At 65.3% G+C, this 20862-nt stretch carries 18 protein-coding genes; 8 read left to right on the top strand and 10 right to left on the bottom strand.

The features are described from left to right. The first annotated feature begins 8 nt into the window (after positions 1 to 8). The 4 genes from AC0L3B_RS19970 to AC0L3B_RS19955 are packed head-to-tail and all read left to right on the top strand — an operon-like array spanning position 9 to position 2714. Positions 9 to 188: a DUF4089 domain-containing protein gene (locus AC0L3B_RS19970; protein ID WP_018456016.1), complete on the top strand. Its 180-nt coding sequence runs from the start codon at positions 9 to 11 to the stop codon at positions 186 to 188. A gap of 7 nt (positions 189 to 195) precedes the next feature. Then, entirely contained in the window at positions 196 to 1593 is a 1398-nt protein-coding gene (locus AC0L3B_RS19965; protein ID WP_473380938.1) for an AtzE family amidohydrolase, read from the top strand. A 1-nt stretch (position 1594) separates the two neighbouring features. Next, positions 1595 to 1987: an oxalurate catabolism protein HpxZ gene (gene hpxZ, locus AC0L3B_RS19960; RefSeq protein ID WP_018456018.1), complete on the top strand. Its 393-nt coding sequence runs from the start codon at positions 1595 to 1597 to the stop codon at positions 1985 to 1987. Positions 1988 to 1991: 4 nt separating this feature from the next. Beyond that, the gene (locus AC0L3B_RS19955) at positions 1992 to 2714 is read left to right on the top strand and encodes a GntR family transcriptional regulator (RefSeq protein ID WP_018456019.1); all 723 of its coding nucleotides are present in this window, start codon (positions 1992 to 1994) and stop codon (positions 2712 to 2714) included. 96 nt (positions 2715 to 2810) lie between these two features. Here AC0L3B_RS19955 and atzF read toward each other — a convergent pair whose 3' ends face one another. After that, on the bottom strand, positions 2811 to 4616 hold the full coding sequence (gene atzF / locus AC0L3B_RS19950; RefSeq protein ID WP_085349654.1) for an allophanate hydrolase: 1806 nt from the start codon (positions 4614 to 4616) through the stop codon (positions 2811 to 2813). 381 nt (positions 4617 to 4997) lie between these two features. On the opposite strand from atzF, the gene AC0L3B_RS19945 reads away from it, so the two are divergent. Further along, on the top strand, positions 4998 to 6848 hold the full coding sequence (locus tag AC0L3B_RS19945) for a feruloyl-CoA synthase (protein ID WP_473380937.1): 1851 nt from the start codon (positions 4998 to 5000) through the stop codon (positions 6846 to 6848). 359 nt (positions 6849 to 7207) lie between these two features. On the opposite strand, the gene AC0L3B_RS19940 is transcribed toward AC0L3B_RS19945, so the two are convergent. After that, complete coding sequence (locus AC0L3B_RS19940; RefSeq protein WP_018456022.1) at positions 7208 to 7714, bottom strand: MarR family winged helix-turn-helix transcriptional regulator; 507 nt, start codon at positions 7712 to 7714, stop codon at positions 7208 to 7210. Positions 7715 to 7797: 83 nt separating this feature from the next. Between AC0L3B_RS19940 and AC0L3B_RS19935 the strand changes: the two genes are divergently transcribed. Beyond that, positions 7798 to 9018, top strand: coding sequence for a cytochrome P450 (locus AC0L3B_RS19935; RefSeq protein WP_368508879.1), 1221 nt, complete (start codon positions 7798 to 7800; stop codon positions 9016 to 9018). Between the two features lie 44 nt (positions 9019 to 9062). Continuing rightward, positions 9063 to 10274, top strand: coding sequence for an ABC transporter substrate-binding protein (locus AC0L3B_RS19930; protein ID WP_018456024.1), 1212 nt, complete (start codon positions 9063 to 9065; stop codon positions 10272 to 10274). Between the two features lie 164 nt (positions 10275 to 10438). Here AC0L3B_RS19930 and AC0L3B_RS19925 read toward each other — a convergent pair whose 3' ends face one another. Next, positions 10439 to 11701 (bottom strand): NAD(P)/FAD-dependent oxidoreductase, encoded by a 1263-nt coding sequence (locus AC0L3B_RS19925; RefSeq protein ID WP_018456025.1) that lies wholly within the window; start codon positions 11699 to 11701, stop codon positions 10439 to 10441. A gap of 296 nt (positions 11702 to 11997) precedes the next feature. On the opposite strand from AC0L3B_RS19925, the gene AC0L3B_RS19920 reads away from it, so the two are divergent. Then, on the top strand, positions 11998 to 13170 hold the full coding sequence (locus tag AC0L3B_RS19920) for an ABC transporter substrate-binding protein (protein WP_473380936.1): 1173 nt from the start codon (positions 11998 to 12000) through the stop codon (positions 13168 to 13170). A gap of 168 nt (positions 13171 to 13338) precedes the next feature. Here the strand turns inward: AC0L3B_RS19920 and AC0L3B_RS19915 are convergent, their stop codons facing one another. The 7 genes from AC0L3B_RS19915 to AC0L3B_RS19885 all read right to left on the bottom strand — a co-directional run bounded on the left by AC0L3B_RS19915 (position 13339) and on the right by AC0L3B_RS19885 (position 20848). Further along, positions 13339 to 15210 (bottom strand): bifunctional sugar phosphate isomerase/epimerase/4-hydroxyphenylpyruvate dioxygenase family protein, encoded by a 1872-nt coding sequence (locus AC0L3B_RS19915; RefSeq protein ID WP_085349658.1) that lies wholly within the window; start codon positions 15208 to 15210, stop codon positions 13339 to 13341. Then, entirely contained in the window at positions 15207 to 16265 is a 1059-nt protein-coding gene (locus tag AC0L3B_RS19910; RefSeq protein WP_473380935.1) for a Gfo/Idh/MocA family protein, read from the bottom strand. Before AC0L3B_RS19910 ends, AC0L3B_RS19915 begins: the two co-directional genes overlap by 4 nt. Beyond that, complete coding sequence (locus tag AC0L3B_RS19905; RefSeq protein ID WP_473380934.1) at positions 16262 to 16999, bottom strand: ABC transporter ATP-binding protein; 738 nt, start codon at positions 16997 to 16999, stop codon at positions 16262 to 16264. The genes AC0L3B_RS19910 and AC0L3B_RS19905 overlap by 4 nt, the downstream gene beginning before the upstream one ends. A 10-nt stretch (positions 17000 to 17009) precedes the next feature. Then, positions 17010 to 17753 (bottom strand): ABC transporter ATP-binding protein, encoded by a 744-nt coding sequence (locus AC0L3B_RS19900; protein ID WP_473380933.1) that lies wholly within the window; start codon positions 17751 to 17753, stop codon positions 17010 to 17012. Then, complete coding sequence (locus tag AC0L3B_RS19895; RefSeq protein WP_473380932.1) at positions 17750 to 18748, bottom strand: branched-chain amino acid ABC transporter permease; 999 nt, start codon at positions 18746 to 18748, stop codon at positions 17750 to 17752. The genes AC0L3B_RS19900 and AC0L3B_RS19895 overlap by 4 nt, the downstream gene beginning before the upstream one ends. Next, entirely contained in the window at positions 18745 to 19620 is an 876-nt protein-coding gene (locus AC0L3B_RS19890; protein WP_018456032.1) for a branched-chain amino acid ABC transporter permease, read from the bottom strand. Before AC0L3B_RS19890 ends, AC0L3B_RS19895 begins: the two co-directional genes overlap by 4 nt. Positions 19621 to 19717: 97 nt before the next feature. Further along, positions 19718 to 20848, bottom strand: a complete 1131-nt coding sequence (locus AC0L3B_RS19885) for an ABC transporter substrate-binding protein (protein ID WP_018456033.1) — start codon at positions 20846 to 20848, stop codon at positions 19718 to 19720. Between the last annotated feature and the right edge of the window lie 14 nt (positions 20849 to 20862).

Genomic DNA, 20862 nt, shown 5'->3' with positions numbered 1-20862 from the left:
GGAGCGTGATGGCCGAACCGTTGGACGATTATATCGACGCTGTCACCAAAGCGTTGGCGTTGCCCGTCGAGGAAGCATGGAGGGCGTCCATCCGCGCCAATCTCGAGGTCTCGCTGCGGCTCGGCCGCCTCGTCGACGAATTCGCGCTGCCGGACGAGACCGAGCCGGCGCCCGTGTTCACGGTCTGACGCCGCCATGACGACCAAGCCAGAGATGACGGCCTCCGAGATCGCGAGCGCGGTTGCGGGCCGCAAGATGTCCGCGCTCGATGCGACCGAAGCCGCGCTTGCGCGCATCAAGCAGCACGACACCATCCTCAATGCGTTTACCGACATCACCGCCGATCGCGCCCGCGCCAAAGCGCGCGCAATCGATGCCGATATCGCCGCCGGCAAGTCCGTCGGCCCATTGGCCGGCGTGCCGTTCGCGGTGAAGAACTTGTTCGACGTCGCAGGCCTCGCCACGCGCGCAGGCTCGAAGATCAACCGCGATCGCGCACCCGCCACGCGCGATGCCACGCTGATCGAGCGCATGGAAGCGGCCGGCGCCGTGCTGGTCGGTGCGCTCAACATGGGTGAATACGCCTATGACTTCACCGGCGAGAACGTCCATGACGGTCCCTCGCGCAATCCGCACGATACGACGCGGATGAGCGGCGGCTCCTCCGGCGGCTCGGGCAGCGCCGTTGGTGGCGCGCTGGTGCCGATCGCGCTCGGTTCCGACACCAACGGTTCGATCCGCGTGCCGTCCTCGTTCTGCGGCATCTTCGGCCTGAAGCCGACCTATGGCCGGCTCTCGCGTGCGCGCTCTTTCCCGTTCGTCGCGAGCCTCGATCATCTCGGCCCGTTCGCGCGCTCCGCCACCGATCTCGCGCTGGCCTATGACGCCATGCAGGGACCGGATGCCGACGATGCCGCCTGCACCACCACACGTGGTCTGGAGCCGACGACACCGCTGCTTGCCAATCCGGTGTCCGACCTGCGCATCGCGATCGCCGGCGGGTACTTCCAGACCAATTTGTTTCCGGAAGCTGTCGAAGCCGTCAGCCGCGTCGCCAAGGCGCTGGGCGCAACGCGCGTGGTGGACGTGCCCGAAGCTGCGCGCGCCCGCGCGGCGGCCTATGTCATCACCACCACCGAGGGCGCCTCGCTGCATCTCGATCGGCTGCGCAAGCGGCCGAACGATTTCGATCCCGCCGTGCGCGACCGGCTGATTGCGGGCGCCATGGTGCCGGCGCCGCTGGTCGACCGCGCGCAAAAATTCCGCCGCTGGTATCGCGCGCAACTCGCCGAGATTTTCAAATCCGTCGACGTGCTGATCGCACCGGCGACGCCATGCACCGCGCCGAAGCTCGGCCAGGTCAATTTCAATCTTGGCGGCGTCGAGATGCCGGTGCGCGCCAATATCGGCATCCACACCCAGCCGATCTCATTCATCGGCCTCCCCGTCGTCGCCGTGCCGGTGCCGCTCGAACCGTTGCCGATCGGCGTGCAGATCATCGCCGCGCCATGGCGCGAGGACATCGCGCTGCGCGTCGCGTACGCGTTGGAGAAGATGGGCGTCGCCGCCGCGCCCAGCCCAAGAGGATTTTGAGATGGAGATCGATCTCCCCGAGGTGATCGCAGACGTCAAAGCTGCGTTCGAGCGCTATGAGCAGGCCCTGATCACCAACGACGTCGCCGTGCTCGGCGAGCTCTTCCGCAACGATCCCCGCACGCTGCGCTATGGCATCGGCGAGAACCTCTACGGCTATGAAGCAATCTCCGGCTTTCGCGCCGGCCGCTCGGCGGTCGGCCTCAATCGCCGCACCGCGAAAACCGTGATCACCAGCTATGGCCGCGACACCGCGGTTGCCTCCACCCTGTTCTATCGCGACACGATGCCGGGCAAGGTCGGCCGGCAGATGCAGACCTGGGTAAAATTCCCGGAGGGCTGGCGCGTCGTCGCCGCCCATGTCAGCATCATCGACGAGTCGAAAGAGACCTGACCGTATGACGCTTGACGATCTTCCGCCCGGAGCGCTGCCGGCCGAACCGGCGGTGCCGCGTGTCGACCGGGGGGCGCCGTCAGCGCACAAGGTCACGCGCGCCGAGGAGCTGCGCCTGCAGCTCGCCGACGAGATCGTGCGCGGAGCTCTGCCACCCGGTGCGCCGCTTGACGAGACCGACATCGCGCGCCGCTTCAGCGTTTCGCGCACGCCGGTGCGGGAAGCCCTGCGTCAGCTCGTGGCAAGCGGCCTCGTCGAAGCGCGCGCTCATCGCGGCGCGGTGGTGGCGCAGCCCTCGTTCGAACGGCTGACGGGCATGTTCGAGGCCATGGCGGAGCTTGAGGCGCTGTGTGCGGGTCTTGCCGCCGAGCGCATGTCCGCCACTGAGCGTCACGGCCTGGAAGCCATCCACGAAGAACTGCGGGTGTTGAGCTACGCCGGCAATCCCGAGCGCTTCCACGAGGTCAACGAGCGCTTCCACAACGCGATCTATGCGGGATCGCAGAACGGCTACATCGCCGAGATCACGCTGGCGACGCGCGTGCGCGTACAGCCGTTTCGCCGCGCCCAGTTCCGCAATCTCGGCCGTCTCGCCAAGTCGCAAGCCGAGCACGACCGCGTTGTCGTCGCCATCATGCGCGGCGACAAGCAGGGCGCCGCCGCCGCGATGCGCGCGCATATCGAGCTGGTGCGCGGGGAGTACGAGATCTACGCGGTGTCGGTTTAGGGGCGCGGGCACGGCAAAGGCGCAAAGCGCCGTGCCCACCATCTCCCCAAGCTGACGGTGATGGTGGGCACGTTTCGCTTTGCCCACCTACGAGACCTACGCTGTCGTAGCTTCCGCCATATACTTCCGCCAGCCGCCATACGCGGTGATGTCGCGAGCCTCGCCCAGCACCTCGGGCTCGACGAGAAATCCCTTCACGCTGCGGCCATCGGCCAGCCGCACCGTGCCGATCGCCATCGGCGCGGGAATCGCGTTGACGAACTTGCCGAAGGCGGACGACGACAGCGACCAGATTTCCAGCTCGATCGACGCGCCCTTGCCGGCCTCGACGCGCAGCATGCCCGGCTTTGGCGGCGTGGTCTTCAATGCGTAGAGCTTGTAGTCCGCCGCGGTCCTGGTTGCCTCGATCAGCTGGCCGTTCAGCGCTTTCAGTTCGCCGTTCAGCGCCATGCCGGACAGATGCGCGCCGACCACGGCGATGGGAATCTCGTCGACGCCGCTTGCGGCAAGCGGCGCCAGCGAGGCTTGCACGACGCCCTTTGCGCCAAGCGTCAGTTTGGTATCGGCATGGAACACGCGGCCGATGCTGGCGAGCAGCGCATCGTGCCCGGTGGGTGCAAGAATTGTGATGCCGAACGGGATGCCGTCGGCGCGCATCGCCGCCGGCAGCGCGAGACCACAGAGATCGAGCAGATTGACAAAATTGGTATAGGTGCCGAGCCGGCTGTTGAGCTCGACCGGATTGGCCCGCACCTGCGCGGTCGTATAGGCCGTCGGCGCCGTCGGCAGCACCAGCGCGTCGATATTGGTGAAGGTGCGTTCGGCGATCTTGCGCAGGCCCTGCAGACGATAGAGCGCGGAGAAGGTGTCCGTCGCCGTCAACCGCGCACCGGCCGCGGTGATCTCGCGCGTCACGGGATGGATCGCCTCCGGTGCCGAGGCGAGCAGGTCGCGGATCACGAGATAGCGCTCGGCCACCCACGGTCCCTCGTAGAGCAGTCGGGCCGTCTCATAGAACGGCTCGAGGTCGAATTCGACGAGCGTTGCCCCAAGCGCGGTCCAGCGCTTCAGCGCCTCGGCGTAAGCCGCTTCCGCCTTCTTGTCGCCGAAGAAGATCAGCTGTCCGCTGCGTGGCACGCCCAGGCGCAGGTTTGCCGGGAGCGGGGTGATCGCGCCAAGCGGCCGGTCGCGCGAGAACGGATCTGCCTGATCGGGACCTGCCATCACGGAGAGCGCCAGCGCGGCGTCGTCGACCGTCAAAGCGAATACCGAGATGCAGTCGAGCGTCCGGCAGGCCGGCACCAGGCCAGCGGTCGAAATCATGCCGAGGCTCGGCTTGAGACCGACGATGTTGTTGAGCATCGCCGGCACGCGGCCTGAGCCGGCGGTGTCGGTGCCGAGCGACAGTGGCACCAGCCCGGCGCCGACGGCGGTGGCCGATCCCGAGCTCGAGCCGCCGGGAATGAGGTCCTCGCGGATCGCGTTTCTGGGGATGCCGTGGGGCGAGCGCACGCCGACAAGGCCGGTCGCGAACTGGTCGAGATTGGTCTTGCCGATGATGATCGCGCCGGCGGCGCGCAGCCGCTGCACCGCGGTCGAATCATGTGTCGGGGTATACGAGAAGGCCGGGCACGCCGCGGTGGTCGGAAATCCCAGCGCGTCGATATTGTCCTTCACCACGACCGGCACGCCATAGAGCGGCAGGCTGGCGGCGTCCTTGGTGGCGAGCTTCTCGGCCTCCGTGATCGCGTCCTTTTCGTCGCGCAGGCTGATGAAGACGGCGGGGTCGTTGTGGTCGCGGATGCGCTGATAGGTGCGCGCGACCGTCTGCGCCGGTGTGAGCGTGCCCGCGCGATGCGCGGCCACGATCGCGGCGACCGTTTCAGGCTGCTCAGCCCCCATTTCAGCCTTCATGGCGACAAATCTCCGGCTACGTCTCTTCACCCCGATCGAAGCAAGCGATGTGCCATTGTGTACAGAATCCGGGCAGGACAAGTGCTGCGGATATTACCGAGAGATCAGTGGCTTGTGGGATATTTCGAGCTCCGGCGGACCTTCGTGTCAGCGCCCTGTTACGAGCATTTGCGCAAATAATAGGCAGCTAGATCAGGTGCAGCCAGCAATCCATGCCGCGGATGCGCGGCGACCAGCCCTTTGAACGGCGGCGGGCCCGTCCCACCTGGCCCCAGCTTGCGCCCCAACAATTGTCGTGGCCAACATGCTGGCCAACGCGGGCCGCGACGAGGCTGCGACCGGTCCCGGCTTCCGGGCGAGGAGGAAACCATGACAGCCGCCCCACCCGGTGATGCTTCGAGCCTGTTTGCGACACCCAGAACCGTTGCCGAGCATCGCGCCGACGGCAGCATCGTGCTGCGCTCGCCCGAGCCTCTGCGCGATGGCGCGCGCTGCGTCGGCGACTGGCTGGAGCAATGGGCGCGGCAGAGGCCCGACGCGATTTTCCTCGCCGAGCGCAGCAGTGCCGAAGCGCCATGGAGCACCGTTACCTATGCGCAGGCGCTGCGCCAGGCGCGCGCGGCGGCGTCCTGGATTCTGGCGCACGGTCTCGGCGCGGAGCGCCCGCTCGCGATCCTCTCCGACAACAGCATCGATCATGCGCTGCTGGCACTGGCGGCGCAGCATGTCGGCGTGCCCTCGGCGGCGATCTCGCCGGCCTATTCCCTGATGTCAAAGGACTTCGACAAGCTCAAGAGCATGATCGCGTTGCTTGAGCCCGCCGCGATCTATGTCTCCGCGACGAGGCCGTTTGCGGCGGCGCTGGCCGCGATCAAGCCGCTGCATAGCGCGCAGATTATCAGCGGCAATGCCGACGATGCCGATGCGCTGGCCTTTCGCACTATCGCGGCAACGCCCGAGAGCCCCGACGTCGCAAAGGCCTTCGCCGCGGTGACGCCCGATACGATCGCAAAACTCCTGTTCACTTCGGGCTCGACCGGCACGCCGAAAGCCGTGATCAACACCCAGCGCATGCTGACGTCCAGCCAGCAGGCCAAGGCGCAGACCTGGACTTTTCTCGAACAGGCGCGCGACGATCTGGTCATTCTCGACTGGCTGCCCTGGAGCCACACGTTTGGCGCGAACCACAATTTCAATCTCGTGCTGCGCAATGGCGGCTCGCTCTATATCGACGGCGGCAAGCCGGCGCCCGGTCTGTTTGCGATGTCGCTCGCCAATCTCAGAAGCGTGATGCCGACGGTCTATTTCAACGTGCCGCGCGGCTTCGAAATGTTGATCGCGGCGCTGCGCGGCGACGAGGAGCTGTGTCGCCGCTTCTTCAGCGAGGTGAAATTCGCGTTCTACGCCGGTGCGGCGCTGCCGCAGAATCTCTGGGATGCGCTGGAAGAACTCTCCGTCAAGACTGTTGGCCGCGCGATGCCGATGGTCTCGGCCTGGGGCTCGACCGAGACGTCGCCGCTGGCCACCGACTGCCATTTCCTCGCGGAGCGCTCGGGCAATATCGGCGTGCCCATTCCCGGCACCGAACTGAAGCTCGTTACCTCCGGCGACAAGCTGGAGGTGCGCGTGCGCGGCCCCAACGTCACGCCGGGCTATTGGAAGGCGCCGGAGCTGACCAGGCAGGCTTTTGACGACGAGGGCTTTTATCTCATCGGTGATGCCGTGAAGTTCGCCGACGCGAACCGGCCCGAACGCGGCCTATTCTTTGACGGCCGCGTCGCGGAGGATTTCAAGCTCAATTCCGGCACCTGGGTCAGTGTCGGCACACTGCGCCTCGCCGGCATCGCCGCGCTGGCGCCGCTCGCGCAGGACATCGTCGTCACCGGCCATGGCGGCGACGAGGTGCGCTTCCTGGTGTTTCCGAACATCGCTGCGTGCCGCGCGCATGCCGGCCTGCCCGAGACCGCAGGCGTGAACGACGTGCTCGCGCATGAGAAGATCAGAGCCGCGATCGCGCGGGGGCTGGCGAAACTGAAGCAACACGGCGCCAACTCCTCCGGCCATGCCACGCGTGCCCTGCTGCTCGCCGAGCCGCCGTCGGTCGACGGCGGCGAGATCACCGACAAGGGCTACATCAACCAGCGCGCGGTGCTGACGCGCCGTGCCGATGCGGTGGCGCGGTTGGATGACGATGCGCCGGGCGAGTGGATCGGGGTGTAGCGCTTGGGCCTGTGCCCCGGACGCAGCGCAGCACGCAGTGATGCGCTGCAGAGCCGGGGCCATTCTTCGTGATTGGCATCTATGGATCCCGGCTCTGCGCAGCAGCGTTTCACGCTGCAGCGCGTCCGGGACAAGAGAGCTCGGCAAACCCAACTACGCCAGCCGCCTTGCCGCATTATGCTGCACGATTCTTTTGTTGCCCAAGCAACTAATTTATGCGAACCGTTCCAGACACGGATGACGGCGGGAGGAACCGCCGCGTCGGATCGGAGGAAGCTATGCTCGGCAGAGAGGGTGCCGCCGGCGAATGTTGGCGCATGCCTGGAAATGACAGGGCTCAGCGCCCGCTGTGTGGCCCGTCAGGTCTCGGTGCTGCCGGTCACCGCGCCGAGATTTTCATGCAGGCGGCGCAACAGGTCGATCAGCACCTCGCGCTCGTCCTTGTCCAGGCAGGACAACAGGCGCCGTTCGCGCTCGAATGCAGCGACGATCACCTTGTCATGGATGGCGCGGCCCTTCGCCGTCAGCGAGATCGAATGGGTGCGCCCGTCATTGGGATCGGTACGGATCGAGATCAACCCCCGCTTTTCCAGGCCGGCCAGCGTCCGACTCACCGGGCCCTTGTCGAAACCGATGACGTGGCAGATGCGCGAGGCGGGAATGCCGGGCTCGATCGCGAGCAGCGACATGATCCGCCATTCCGTGACGTTGACGCCGAACTCTCGCTGATAGAACGCGGTGGCGCTGTTCGAGAGCTTGTTGGCGATGAAGGTGATGAACGCGGGGACGTAGCGGTCGAGATCGAGCGTCGGTCCCGTCTCGGCGGGCGCAGGTTTCTGGCGGGCTCTGGTCGAAGGCGGCGGCATGTTGGGATTCTGTCTCGCGGCGTGTCTGGAGACCTAAAGGTAAGCGCGGCCCTTTCACAAGATCAAAATGAGGGAGGACTTCCATGAGCACTTCCAGCTCCCAGGAAATTAACGGTTCGTCGGCCGTCCCGCATCTCGACGTCGATCCGTTCGCGATGGATTTTTTCGCCGATCCCTATCCCACGCATGAGCTGCTGCGGGAGGCGGGACCTGTCGTCTATCTCGACAAGTGGAACGTCTATGGCGTGGCGCGCTATGCCGAAGTTCATGCCGTGCTGAACGATCCCGCAACGTTCTGCTCCAGCCGCGGCGTCGGCCTCGCCGATTTCGCGAAGGAGACGCCGTGGCGGCCGCCCAGCCTGATCCTTGAGGCCGATCCTCCCGAGCACACCCGCACCCGCGCCGTGCTCTCAAAGGTGCTGTCGCCGACGGTGATGAAGGGGCTGCGCGACCGCTTTGCCGCGGCAGCGGAAGAGCGTGTGGACGCGCTGCTGGAGAAACGCAACTTCGATGCCATCACGGACCTTGCCGAGGCCTATCCGCTGTCGATCTTCCCAGATGCGCTCGGGCTTAAGCCTGAGGGACGCGAGAATCTCATTCCCTATGCGAGCCTGGTGTTCAACGCCTTCGGCCCGCCGAACCAGTTGCGCAACGAGGCGATCGCGCGCTCGGCGCCTCACCAGGCCTACGTCACCGAGCAGTGCCAGCGGGACAGCCTCACGCCCGGCGGCATCGGCGCCTGCATCCACGCCCATGTCGGCGAGGGTGCCATCACCGCGACCGAAGCGCCGCTGTTGGTGCGTTCGCTTCTGTCAGCGGGCCTCGACACCACCGTCAACGGCATCGGTGCAGCGGTCTACTGTCTCGCGCGCTTCCCTGAGCAGTGGCAGCGCCTGCGCAACGATTTTACGCTGGCGCGCAACGCTTTCGAGGAGGCCGTTCGTTTTGAAAGCCCGGTGCAGACCTTCTTCCGCACGACCACGCGCGAAGTCGAACTGTCAGGCGCGACCATCGGTGAGGGCGAGAAGGTGTTGATGTTCCTGGCGGCTGCCAATCGCGATCCGCGGCGCTGGGACAAGCCCGACAGCTACGACATCACCCGCCGCACGTCCGGCCATGTTGGCTATGGCTCAGGTATTCACATGTGCGTCGGCCAGCTGGTCGCGCGGCTCGAAGGCGAGACAATGCTCGCGGCGCTGGCCCGCCGGATCGCAAAGATCGAGATCATGGGCGAGCCGCAGCGCCGCTTCAACAACACGCTGCGCGGGCTCGACAGCCTGCCTGTGAGCATCACGCCAGCCTGACGCTGTCGTCATCGCAAACAACAAATACGACAGGGGAGGGAACAATGAAGAACTTGAAGTGGACGCTTGCGCTGGCCGCGAGCCTGATTGGCGGCGCGGCAAATGCCGAGATCTCGGACAATGTCGTGCGCGTCGGCGTGCTCAACGACATCTCCGGCATTTTCCAGGACACCAACGGCATGGGCTCGGTCGAGGCCGCGCGCATGGCCGCTGAGGATTTCAACGGCGGCGGCAAGGGCATCAAGGTCGAGATCGTCTATGCCGATCACCAGAACAAGGCCGACGTCGGCAATGCAATCGCGCGCAAATGGCTCGATGTCGAGGGCGTCGACGCCATCGTCGACGTGCCGAACTCGGCCGTTGGCCTCTCCATCAACACGCTGCTGCGCGATAGCCGCATGACGTTCCTCGCGTCGTCCACCGCGAGCTCCGATCTCACCGGCAAGGCCTGCTCGCCCAACACCATCCAATGGGTCAACGACGCCTGGGCGACCGGCAACACCACGGCGGCCGCGATGATGTCGCGCGGCGGCAAGGACTGGTATTTCCTCACGGTTGACTACGCACTCGGCAAGGGCATCGAGGCGGAAGCCCAGAAATACATCGAGGCGCATGGCGGCAAGATGTTGGGCTCCTCCAAGCATCCGCTCGGCACGTCCGACTTCGCGTCCTTCCTGTTGCAGGCGCAGGGCTCGAAGGCCCAAGTGATCGGGCTCGCCAATGCCGGCGGCGACACCATCAACGCGGTGAAGCAGGCGGCCGAGTTCGGGATACAGCAGGGCGGACAAAAACTCGTCGCCTTCCTGCTCTTCATCAACGACGTCCACGGCATGGGCATCAAGGTCGCGCAAGGGCTCCAGCTCATGGAGGCCTTCTACTGGGACATGAACGACGACACCCGCGCCTTCGCCAAGCGCTTCGCGGCGCGGCCCGGCATGAACGGCAAGATGCCGAGCGGCAACCAGGCCGGGGTCTATGCCTCCACGCTCGCTTATCTCAACGCGGTCGCCGTCACGGGCAGCGACAATGCCAAGGATGCCGTGCCCGAGATGAAAAAGTTCAAGGGCAAGGACAAGCTGTTCGGCGACACCACGATCCGCCAGGACGGCCGCGTCGTGCATCCGATGTATCTGTTCGAGGTGAAGAAGCCGGAGGAGTCGAAATATCCGTATGACTATTACAAGCTGGTTTCGACGATCTCTGCGGAGCAGGCGTTTCGACCGCTCGCGGAAGGTGGGTGCGAGCTGGTGAAGTAGGGGCGGCGATCGCGCCTCACTTAACCTCTCCCCGCTCGCGGGGAGAGGTCGGATCGCTCTTGCGATCCGGGTGAGGGGGTACAGGTCTCACCAATATCTCGTTCGCGGAGAGGCCCCTCACCCCAACCCTCTCGCCGTAAGAACGAGGAGAGGAAGAAGAAGCCCTACACCACCTTGCTCGATCCCTGCGTGATCAGCCGCGCAGCGCGCTGGTCGCGGGCGTAGATCCAGAGCCAGCTCAGGGCGACGCTGAGGCGATGGCGCAAGCCGATCAGGAAGTAGATATGGGCGATGCCCCAGATCCACCACGCGATGGTGCCGCGCAGCTTGATGCGGCCGAAGTCGATCACCGCGAGCCGCTTGCCGATCTGCGCGAGGCTGCCGGAGTGCTTGTAGCGGAACGGGCCTGTCGGCTCCTGGCGCAGCCGGGCCTTGATGGTCTCGGCCACGTGACGGCCCTGCTGCTTGGCGGCCGGCGCGATGCCGGGCACAGGCTTGCCGTCCCAGGCGTTGATCAAAACGGTGTCGCCAATTGCAAAGATCTCGGGATGACCGGGGATCGTAAGATCGGCCTCCACTTGGACGCGCCCGGCGCGATCGGCCGGTGCGCCCAGCCATTCCGCCGCGGGCGAGGCGCGCACGCCGGCGGCCCAGATTCGTGTCTTGGCTTCGAGCAGCTTGCCGCCGAACACCACGCCCTCGCGGTTGATCTCAGTGACGGCTTGGCCGAGCACGACCTCGACGCCGATCTTCTCCAGCGAGGCCTGGGCATAGGCCGAGAGATCATCTGGAAAGCCTGCCAGCACCCGCGGACCCGCCTCGATCAGCACCACGCGCGCCTTGTTGGTGTCGATGTTGCGGAAGTCGGCTGGCAAGGTGTGGTGCGCCATCTCGGCGATGGTGCCGGCGAGTTCGACGCCGGTGGGGCCGGCGCCGACGATGACGAAAGTCAATCGTGCCGCGCGTTTGGCCGGATCGGTCTCACGCTCGGCGCGCTCGAACGCCACCAGGATATGACGGCGCAGCGTGGTCGCGTCCTCCAGTGTTTTAAGACCCGGCGCCCATTGCTCCCATTCGTCGTGGCCGAAATAGGCGTGACGCGCGCCGGTGGCGAGCACCAGCGTGTCGTAAGGCACCTCGCTGCCGTCGTCGATCAGCACGCAGCGCCTGTCGGCATCGACGCCGCTGACCGTCGCAAACAGCGTCGTAACATCGCGCCGGTCGCGCATCAGGTGCCGGACCGGCCAGGCGATCTCGCTGGTGGCGAGCGAGGCGGTGGCGACCTGATAGAGCAGCGGCTGGAACAAATGATGGTTGCGGCGGTCGATCAGCGTGATCTCGACCGGGCTGCCGGCGAGCCGGTGGGTCGCCTCCAGCCCGCCGAAACCGGCTCCGACGATGACGACGCGGTGCGGTGTCGTGGTCATGATGCGCCCTTCCGAATCTCGCGGCTCTATCCTCATCTAAACGCTGATCAGGCGCCGCGGTCCAATAGCCGTCGTCAATCGAGGCATAGGCCGGGTGTATCGCGCCCGCGAGAAAGCGCCGCAACCTTAGCCGAAGTAAGTAGAATTATATTTCTTGCTATCGCCGTTCGGGGCGAAATATGGTGCAGGGCGGGCGCTGAACCATTGGCGGCGCGACAGATTTTGCGTTCAATAGAGATGACCCCGGGGCGGCAATCACCCTGCTTCCGGGCATAATAATATGGAGGGGAGTGGTTATGAGGACGGCATTCTGGCTGGCGGGCGCAGCGGCGCTGGTGCTGGCAGGCCCGGCATCCGCCGGCGACACCATCAAGATCGGCTTCGTTTCGACCTTCAGCGGCCCGCCCGCCGTGATCGGCAACGACATGCGCAACTCGTTCGAGCTCGCGCTGGATCACATCGGCCGCAAGATGGACGGCAAGCCGGTCGAGGTGATTTACGAGGACGACGGGCAGAAGCCCGACGTCGGCAAGCAGAAGACCGAGAAGCTGGTGCAGTCCGACAAGGTCGACTTCATCGTCGGCTACATCTGGTCGAACGTGCTCTTGGCCTCGCTCAAGACCGCGGTGGATTCGCAGACCTTCCTGATCTCGGCCAATGCCGGTCCGTCGCAGCTCGCGGGCGAGCTCTGCTCACCTTACGTGTTCTCGACCTCGTGGCAGAACGACCAGACGCCGGCCGCCATGGGTCTCTACATGAACCAGAAGGGCGTCAAGAGCGTGTTCCTGATCGGCCCGAACTACGCCGCCGGCAAGGACATGCTGGCGGGCGTGAAGAGCACGTTCAAGGGCGAGGTCAAGGGCGAGGAATACACGGTCTGGCCGAGCCAGCTCGACTTCTCCGCCGAGCTCTCCAAGGCGCGGGCCTCGGGTGCCGAGTCGATCTTCGTGTTCTATCCCGGTGCAGCCGGCGTGCAGTTCCTCAACCAATATGCGCAGGCCGGGCTGAAGAGCACGATGCCGCTCTACACGGCTTTCACCGTCGACGAGCTGTCGCTGCCGCTGCAAAAGGAGAACGCGCTCGGGGTGCCCGGTGCGCAGGAATGGGTGAATGATCTGCCCAACGAGCAGAACAAGCGCTTCGTCGCCGACTATCGCAAGAAGTACCCCGGGCTGCGTCCGACCTATTACGGCGCGCAAGCCTACGACGCGGCCCAGCTCATCAACAGCGCCGTGGTCGCGGTGAAGGGCGACACCAGCAAGAAGGACGCGATGAAGGCCGAGATGGAGAAGGCCAACTTCAAGTCGCTGCGCGGCCCGTTCAAGTACGGCAAGAACCACATCCCGGTGCAGAACTTCTACCTCCAGGACGTGGTCAAGGACGGCGAAGGCCAGCTCTCGCTGAAGACGGTCGCGACCATCGTCGAGAACGACCAGGATCGCTTCCACGACAAATGCGCGATGAAGTAGCCACAAGCACGATGCCCCTTCTCCCCTTGTGGGAGAAGGTGGCGCGAAGCGCCGGATGAGGGGTTTGTTTCCGCGTATTCAAAAGTAAGGTCTCGCGGAGAGAACCCCTCACCCGTCTCGCCGCTTTGCGCAAGCCACCCTCTCCCACAAGGAGAGAGGGAAAGTAAGCTACACGCGCGGCATGCTCGCGGGCCGCACCTCACGCGCTTGCGCGGCAAGCCTGATCCCGGCATTGGCCGCGCCGAAGCCCTGATAATCCCGCCGCTCCACGATCTCGAAGAAAAACCGCTCGTCGAAGATGTGGGTGTAGACCTGGAAAAACTCTCCGTCGCCCTCGCGGTCGTAGAGAATGTGGTTGGCGCGCAGCTGCCTCATCAGCTCGGGTGCGAGGTCGTATCTGGCTTCGACGTCGTCGTAGTAATTGTCCGGGATATCCAGGAAATCCGCGCCGCGCTTGCGCATCTCCGCGACTGCCGCAAAGATATCCCGGCACGTAAATGCGACGTGCTGCACGCCCGAGCCGAAAAACTCCGAGATGAAGCGGGCCGGCAGCGTGCGGTTGGCGGATGAGCCGTTGAGCACGAAGCGCAGGCTCTGGTCGCCGTTGATGACGGCCTGGCTTTGCACGAGGCCCCTGGGATCGGCGATCTCCATCTGCGGCAGCCGCTTGAGGTCGAGGATGCCGGTGTAGAACAGCAGCCACGACAGCATCTCGTCATAGGGCATCGACTGCGCGATGTGATCGACGGCCAGCAGGGCGTCCGCGCGAGCGTCGCTCGGTACCTGTTCGAAATCCGTGTCCCAGTTCTTGCCGGCCTGGTCCAGGAAGTAAAGCAGGCTGCCGCCGACGCCGTGGATCGCGGGAATCTCGAGCTCGCCCGGCCCGACCGGCTGATAGAAGGTGCGCGCTTTCAGTGTTTCGGCGCGCTGCATAACGAGGCCGGCATTGTCGACATCGAGCGCGATGGCGCAGACGCCGGGGCCATGCGTCACGTAGTGCGAATGCGCAAAGCCGTCGGTCTCGGAGTTGACGACGAGCTCGACCTTGCCTTGCGACCAGCGCTCCACCGCCTTGCTGCGATGCTTGCCGGTCTTGCGGAAACCGAGCTGCGCGAGCAGGCGGGCGAGTTCGCCGGCCTTGGTCTCGTTGACGGCAAACTCGATGAATCCCGTGCCGCGACTTTTGGGCTTGGGCGCCAAGGGTTCGCCGATGAGCTTTGGCCAATCCGGTGCAAGCTGGTCCTCCAGCAGGATCAGCGAACGCAGGCCGTCGACCGCGGTCTGCACGGCCGAGCCGGCACGGAATTGGTCGTTGAAGATCTCCAGCGACAGCGGCCCGGCATAGCCGGTCGCCGCGATCGCGGCCATGAACTCGCCGACCGGCAGATCGCCCTGGCCGGGGAAGGAGCGGAAGTGCCGGCTCCACGACAAGATGTCGAGCTCGAGCTTCGGCGCATCTGCAAGCTGGACCAGGAAGATCTTGTCGCCGGGGATCGAGGCCATCGCGCGGACCGGAAAGCCGGGGGCCAGTGCGTGAAAGCTGTCGAGGATGACACCGATCGCGGGGTGATCGGCGCGCCGCACGATCTCCCAGGCATCGCGGTAATCGTTGACGTGGCGTCCCCAGGCCAATGCCTCGTAGCCGACGCGCAAAGACCGTTTGGCCGCGCGCTCGCCAAGCTCGCGAAAATCATCCGCGGCGCGGTCGATGCCGCCGAGCGCGGCCGGCGACACGTTGGAGCAGATCAGCAGCAGATCGGTGCCGAGCTCCTGCATCAGGTCGAACTTGCGTTCGGCGCGGGCAAAGTTTCGCGAACGCTGCGGCTCCGGCATGCCTTCGAAATCGCGGAACGGCTGAAACGCACAGATCTCGAGATTGAGGTCCCCGCAGAGCTTTGCGATGTCGCGCGGACCTGCGCCGAACGACAGCAGATCGTTCTCGAAAATCTCGACCGCGTCGAATCCGGCGGATGCGATGGCGCGGAGCTTTTCGTCGAGAGCGCCGGAGAGTGAGACCGTTGCGATCGAGCGTTTGGTCATGCTGCCTGCTCCATGATTTGGCCCGGCGATATCTTCTGGCCCGTGCGTGCCGCTTCGCTGACGGCTTCGACGACCGCAAGTGTGCCCATTGCGTCTTCGACCGCGATCAGTGGTTGTTCATGGCCCGCGATCACGGCCAGGAAATGCCGGAGCTGCTCGGCCAATGGATCGAATGCCGGCGGCGTGATGGTCTCGCGCGACAGCGGCGCATGCCAGCCGGGCTCTCGCGCGTAGGACCAAAGCTCCATATTCGGCACGGACAGCGAGCCCGCGGTGCCGGAGAGGATGTAACAGGGCTGATCCCGCTTCGGGTACGCAGTGTTCTCGCCCGAGGTCAGCTCCCAGCTCCATGGCGCCGGCGTTGCGTCCGACACGGTCGCCGTTCCCAGTGCGCCGTTGGCGAAGCGCAGCAGCAACGCGGCGGTGTCCTCGACGGCGAAACCGCGAACCTTGTTCGACGTCAACGCCTGCACCTCGGTGATCTCGCCGCAGATGAATCGGAGATTGTCGATGTCGTGGATCAGGTTGATGAGCAGCGGGCCGCCCCCATGCTCGCGCCGCCACGCCACATCAAAGTAATCGTCGGGCTTCTTCAGGAGCCACAGTCCGAGCACAGCCGTGAGTTGGCCGAGTTTGCCGGTCGCCACCGTCTCGCGTGCGGCCTTGATGATCGGATTGTGCCGGCGGTGATGGCCGACCAGCATCGGCACGCCGGTCCGCCTGATCGCCGCGCACAGGCGCTGCGCGGCCGCGACCGTATCGGTCACCGGCTTCTCGATCAGCGCGGGCACGCCGGCTTGGGCACAGTCGAGCACCATCTGGAAGTGCAGCGCGTTCGGTGAGGCGATGATCAGGCCATCAGGCTTTTCCTGCGCCAGCAACGTGCGGTGATCCGAATGCCAGGGTGTGGTGCGCGTCTGCGCGAACTCTTTTGCGGCAGGCGAGGGGTCGGCGATGCCCGCCAGCACGCAGTCTGGTGAAGCGTTGATCAATTCGATATGGCGGCGGCCGATCAGGCCGGCGCCGGCAACGGCGATGCGCCTTGGCGCGCTCATGCTGCGCTCTCCTCCATGGCGCCGCCGAGGAAGAGCTGGCCGATCCGCGGGTCGTTCAAGATGCGCGCCGCCTTGTCGACCATGCGGGTCTGGCCGAGCTCGAGCACGATCCCGATGTCGGAAATCTCCAGCGCCGAGCGGGCGTTCTGCTCGATCATCAGAATGGTGACACCGCGGTCGCGCAAGCTCTTCAGGATGTCGAAAGTCTGCTGCACCATCAGTGGCGACAGGCCGATTGAGGGCTCGTCGATCAGAACGAGCTTCGGTTCGAGCAGCAGCGAGCGGGCGATTTCGAGCTGTTTCTGCTCGCCGCCGGATAGCGTGGAGGCCTGCTGCGTCGATTTCCGCCGCAGCGCCGGGAACAGGTCGAGCGCGGCCTCGATCCGGCTCTGCAGGTCGATGCCCTTGCCCGCCGAAACGCCGCCGAGCTCGATATTGTGGCGCACCGACAGCTCGGGAAAGATGTTGCGGCCCTGCGGCACGTAGCAGATGCCGGCATTGAGCAGCGCGCGCTGGCTCAAATGGGTGACGTCGCGGCCGGCGAAGTTGATCTTGCCCTCACGCAGCTTGAGCAGGCCGAAGATCGCCTTGAACACGGTGGACTTGCCGGCGCCGTTCGGGCCGATGATGGTGGTGATGGTGGCCTGCGGCACGGCGAAGGTGGTGCCGTTCAGGATCGTCATCTTGCCGTAGCCGCCGACGAGATTGTGAACCGAGAGGATCGGATCGCTCATGGCTGGTTCCTCAATGTCCGAGATAGGCTTCGATCACGGCGGGGTTCTCTCGCACCTCGTCCGGTCGTCCCATCGCCAGCACCTTGCCCTCCGCCATCACCATCACGCGCGAGCACAGCGACATCACGAATTCCATGTTGTGCTCGATCACGACGAAGGTGGCGTTCTTCTCGCGGTTGATCGCGACCAGCCGCTCCTTCAGGTCCGTCAACATCGACGGGTTGACGCCGCCGGCGGGCTCGTCGAGCAGCACCAGCCGCGGTCCGCCCATGAAGGCCATGGCGGCGTCGAGCAGCTTTTGCTGGCCATAGGAGAGCCCGCCGGCGGGCTCGTCGGCGAGATGATCGAGCTTGAAAAAGCCGATCATCTGGTCGGCGGCCTCCGTCAGTCCGGCATCGGAGCGGCCGACCAGGCGCGAGGCCATGCTGCCCTGGTGCTCCTGTCCCGCGAGGATCAGGTTCTCGCGCACCGAGAGTTTGGGGAACACCTGCAGGAGCTGGAAGGTGCGGCTGACCCCGAGCTTGTTGAGCTCGGCGGGTCGCAAGCCCGTGACGACCTTGCCGTCGAGCTTGACCTCGCCGCCGCTCGGCGTGAGCTGGCCGAGAATGCAGTTGAACAGGGTCGACTTGCCGCAGCCGTTCGGGCCGATCAGGCCGAGGATCTCGCCCTCGCGGACGTCGAAAGAGACGCCGCCGACGGCGCTGATGCCGCCAAAATTCTTCTTGATGTCGGTGACTTCGAGGACCGCGCTCATTGCGCTGTCTCCAGCCGGGACTTTGCGACGGCGCGCTGGGCGGAGGCCGCCTTGGTGCGGCGTTCGGCGAGATAGCGGTCGACGATTCCCAAAATGCCGGTCGGCGACCAGATCAGCAGCCCCATCACCGCGATCGCGTAGAGCATCAGATAATAGCCCTCGGTGAAGCGCAGCCACTCCGGCAACAGCACCGCGATCATCGCGCCGAGGAACGGACCCAGGAAGAATCCGGCGCCGCCGACGATCACCATCATCAGGAGGTCGAGCGAGAGCGACAGGTTGAACGGCACGGGATCGATATATTGCGTCAGCGGGGCATAGAGCGCGCCCGCGACGCCGCCGAGCGCCGAGCCGATCGCGAACGCCATCAGCGTATAGCGCCGCGTGTCGACGCCCAGCGACTGCGCCCGCAGCGGGTTTTCGCGCAGCGCCATGAAGGCGCGGCCCCACGGCGAGCGGATCAGCCACCACACCGCGAGCGACACGATAGCGAGCGAGCCGAGACAGACATAGTAGAACGGCAGCGGCTTGTTGGTCGCGATGCCGAAAATGTGCGGACGCGGAATATTGGAGATGCCGTAGATGCCGCCGGTGAGCCAGCTCTCGTTGCGAAATACCAGGAAGGCCAGCGTGGAGAAGGCGAGCGTGACGAAGGCGAGGTAGTGATGCTGCACCCGCAGCGCGGGATAGCCGAGCACCCAGCCGACCGCGAAGCTCAAGCCGATCGCGACGACGATCGCCGCCGGCAGCGGCCAGCCATGCGTGGTCATGATCGCCGCGGCGTAAGCGCCGATGCCGACGAAGGCGCCCTGCGCCAGCGAGACCTGGCCGGCATAACCGAGTGTGAGGTTGAGGCCCATTGCGGCGATGGCCATCACCGCCCACTGGCTCAGGATGAACAGGCCATAGCGGTTGAAGTTCATGGGGACAACGATCAGCGCAGCGACCACGATGAGGCCGAACGCGATCTTGAGAGGTTTGGCGAAGCCGCTCATACGGTGCGCTCCTCGGCACGGCCGAGCAAGCCCTGCGGTCGGAACAGGATGACGGCGATCAGGAAGATCATAGGCACGGCGGCGCGGTACTGCGTTGAAACATAGGCGGCCGCGAGATTGTCGAGCACGCCGATCAGGAGGCCGCCTGCGATCGCGCCGCGCACCTGGTTGAACCCGCCGACGATCGCGGCGATGAAGGCGGCCTGGCCCAGTACCTCGCCCGACGTGAATTTCGCGAGGTAGATCGGCGTGATCAACAGCGAGGCGAGAGCGACCAGGAACGCGTTGATCAGGAAAGTCAGGAGAATCATGCGCTCGACCGGGACGCCGATGATGCGCGCCACCGTCGGGTTCTGCGCCGCCGCCTGCATCTGGTGGCCGAGCGAGGTGCGGTTGAGAAGCGCAGTCAAGCCGAAGACGGCAAGGATGGCGAGGACGAGGACCCCGATGCTTTGCAGCGAGACGGCATGGCCAAGGATGGAGACGTCGCCGGTCGGCACGATCGAGGGGAAGGGTGAGGCTTCGGCGCTGAAGAACTGCTTTACGGCCTCCTTGAGACCGATCGCGAGCGCCATGGTCGCGATCGCGAGCGGCAGCACGCCATGGCGCAACATCGGATCCACCAGCAGCATCTTGAAGGCGAGGCCGAGCAGGAGCATCGAAAGCAGGATGCCGAGGATGATCGCGAGCCAGAACGGCGCGCCGGCATGCATCGCCGCCAGCATCAGGAACGCCGGCAGCATCACGAACTCGCCTTGTGCGAAATTGATGGTCTGCGAGGTCTGCCACAGCAGCGTGAAGCCGACCGCGACCAGCGCATAGATCGCGCCGGTGGCAAGTCCAGCGACCAGAAGATCGAACAGATTGGACATTTTCCCCTCTCGGCGCTCGCGCTCTGTCTCCCCGCTCTCCTCGCTCGTCCTTCTCCCTCTCCCCGCGAAGGGCGGGGCGAGGCAGAAGGGCAAGACCTCACTTCACCTTCGGCAGCACCTGCTTCACGACTTGCTTGCCTTCGACCACCTCGACCAGAAAGCTCTGGCGGTCGATGTCGCCGGTCTCGCTGAAGGTGACGTCCATCAAGATGCCCGGCTCGTCGGCGGCCTTGATGGTCAGGCCATGCAGGGTGTCGGCGAACGCCTTGGAATCGACCTTGCCCATCTTGTCGGTGGTGGCCTTCACCATGTAGACCGCGAGATAGCCTTTCAGCCCGTTATGGTCGGGCACGTAATTGTACTTCTTCGCGAACTTGTCGCGAAACGCCTTGATCAGGTCGACCGGCGCGTCGGTGGTGAGACCGACATGGCCGCGCGCGCCGTTGGCGGCATCGCCCGCAAGCTCGATCACCTTCTGGCCGATCAGCGTGGTCTCGCCCATCAGCGGTGCGGTGACGCCCTGGCGCTTCAGCTCCTTGAGGATGCGTGCGCTCTCTTCCTCGTTCAAATAGACGAATACGGCGTCGGGATTGGCGGCCTTGATCTTGCCGACGTCGGCGGCGAAATCGGCCTGGCCCGCCTCGGTGGAGAGATCGGCGACGACCTTGGAGCCGAGACGGTCGAGCTCCTTGACGACGACATCGCGGCCGCCGCGGCCAAAGTCATTGTTGACCCAGACCACGGCGACCGACTTCGCCTTCATGTCGTCGTGAATGTATTTGGCGACCTTCGGCATCGAGGATTGCTGGCCGAACGAGGTGCGGAACAGGAATTTGTTTCCGCCTTGCGTCAGCTCGGCGGCTTCGCCACCCATGATCTGCGCGATGCCGGCTTCGGCCGCCAGCGGCGCGGTCACCTTCACCGAGCCGGAATAGCCGGGTCCGAGCAGCACATAGGGCTCGGCGTCGAGCGCCTTCTGCACCTGCGCGCGCGCGACGCCCGGGTTGGATTGCGAATCCGCATGAGTGACTTCGAGCTTGCGGCCGAGCACGCCGCCCTTGGCGTTGATCTCCTCGATCGCGAGGTCGATGCCGTTCTTCCAGTTGGTGCCGACGGTGGCGCCGCCCCCGGAAAGCTCGGCGACGTCGGCGAGCTTGATCGCCTGGGCGTGCACGCTGGTTGCAGTCGCGAAGGCAAGCAGGGCGCCCGCCAGCAAAGTCGATTTCATGGTTTCTCCTCCTG

It is taken from the genome of Bradyrhizobium sp. Kon56 (assembly GCF_055807635.1).
This window is presented reverse-complemented; position numbering and strand designations above follow the sequence as displayed.

Coding starts and splice junctions, on each gene's coding strand:
- AC0L3B_RS19885 (WP_018456033.1), bottom strand. CDS start 20,848: ATGAAATCGACTTTGCTGGCGGGCGCCCTGCTTGCCTTCGCGACTGCA.
- AC0L3B_RS19920 (WP_473380936.1), top strand. CDS start 11,998: ATGAGGACGGCATTCTGGCTGGCGGGCGCAGCGGCGCTGGTGCTGGCA.
- AC0L3B_RS19965 (WP_473380938.1), top strand. CDS start 196: ATGACGACCAAGCCAGAGATGACGGCCTCCGAGATCGCGAGCGCGGTT.
- AC0L3B_RS19955 (WP_018456019.1), top strand. CDS start 1,992: ATGACGCTTGACGATCTTCCGCCCGGAGCGCTGCCGGCCGAACCGGCG.
- AC0L3B_RS19905 (WP_473380934.1), bottom strand. CDS start 16,999: ATGAGCGATCCGATCCTCTCGGTTCACAATCTCGTCGGCGGCTACGGC.
- AC0L3B_RS19970 (WP_018456016.1), top strand. CDS start 9: ATGGCCGAACCGTTGGACGATTATATCGACGCTGTCACCAAAGCGTTG.
- AC0L3B_RS19925 (WP_018456025.1), bottom strand. CDS start 11,701: ATGACCACGACACCGCACCGCGTCGTCATCGTCGGAGCCGGTTTCGGC.
- AC0L3B_RS19890 (WP_018456032.1), bottom strand. CDS start 19,620: ATGTCCAATCTGTTCGATCTTCTGGTCGCTGGACTTGCCACCGGCGCG.
- AC0L3B_RS19910 (WP_473380935.1), bottom strand. CDS start 16,265: ATGAGCGCGCCAAGGCGCATCGCCGTTGCCGGCGCCGGCCTGATCGGC.
- AC0L3B_RS19940 (WP_018456022.1), bottom strand. CDS start 7,714: ATGCCGCCGCCTTCGACCAGAGCCCGCCAGAAACCTGCGCCCGCCGAG.
- AC0L3B_RS19900 (WP_473380933.1), bottom strand. CDS start 17,753: ATGAGCGCGGTCCTCGAAGTCACCGACATCAAGAAGAATTTTGGCGGC.
- AC0L3B_RS19930 (WP_018456024.1), top strand. CDS start 9,063: ATGAAGAACTTGAAGTGGACGCTTGCGCTGGCCGCGAGCCTGATTGGC.
- AC0L3B_RS19895 (WP_473380932.1), bottom strand. CDS start 18,748: ATGAGCGGCTTCGCCAAACCTCTCAAGATCGCGTTCGGCCTCATCGTG.
- hpxZ (WP_018456018.1), top strand. CDS start 1,595: ATGGAGATCGATCTCCCCGAGGTGATCGCAGACGTCAAAGCTGCGTTC.
- AC0L3B_RS19915 (WP_085349658.1), bottom strand. CDS start 15,210: ATGACCAAACGCTCGATCGCAACGGTCTCACTCTCCGGCGCTCTCGAC.
- AC0L3B_RS19945 (WP_473380937.1), top strand. CDS start 4,998: ATGACAGCCGCCCCACCCGGTGATGCTTCGAGCCTGTTTGCGACACCC.
- atzF (WP_085349654.1), bottom strand. CDS start 4,616: ATGGGGGCTGAGCAGCCTGAAACGGTCGCCGCGATCGTGGCCGCGCAT.
- AC0L3B_RS19935 (WP_368508879.1), top strand. CDS start 7,798: ATGAGCACTTCCAGCTCCCAGGAAATTAACGGTTCGTCGGCCGTCCCG.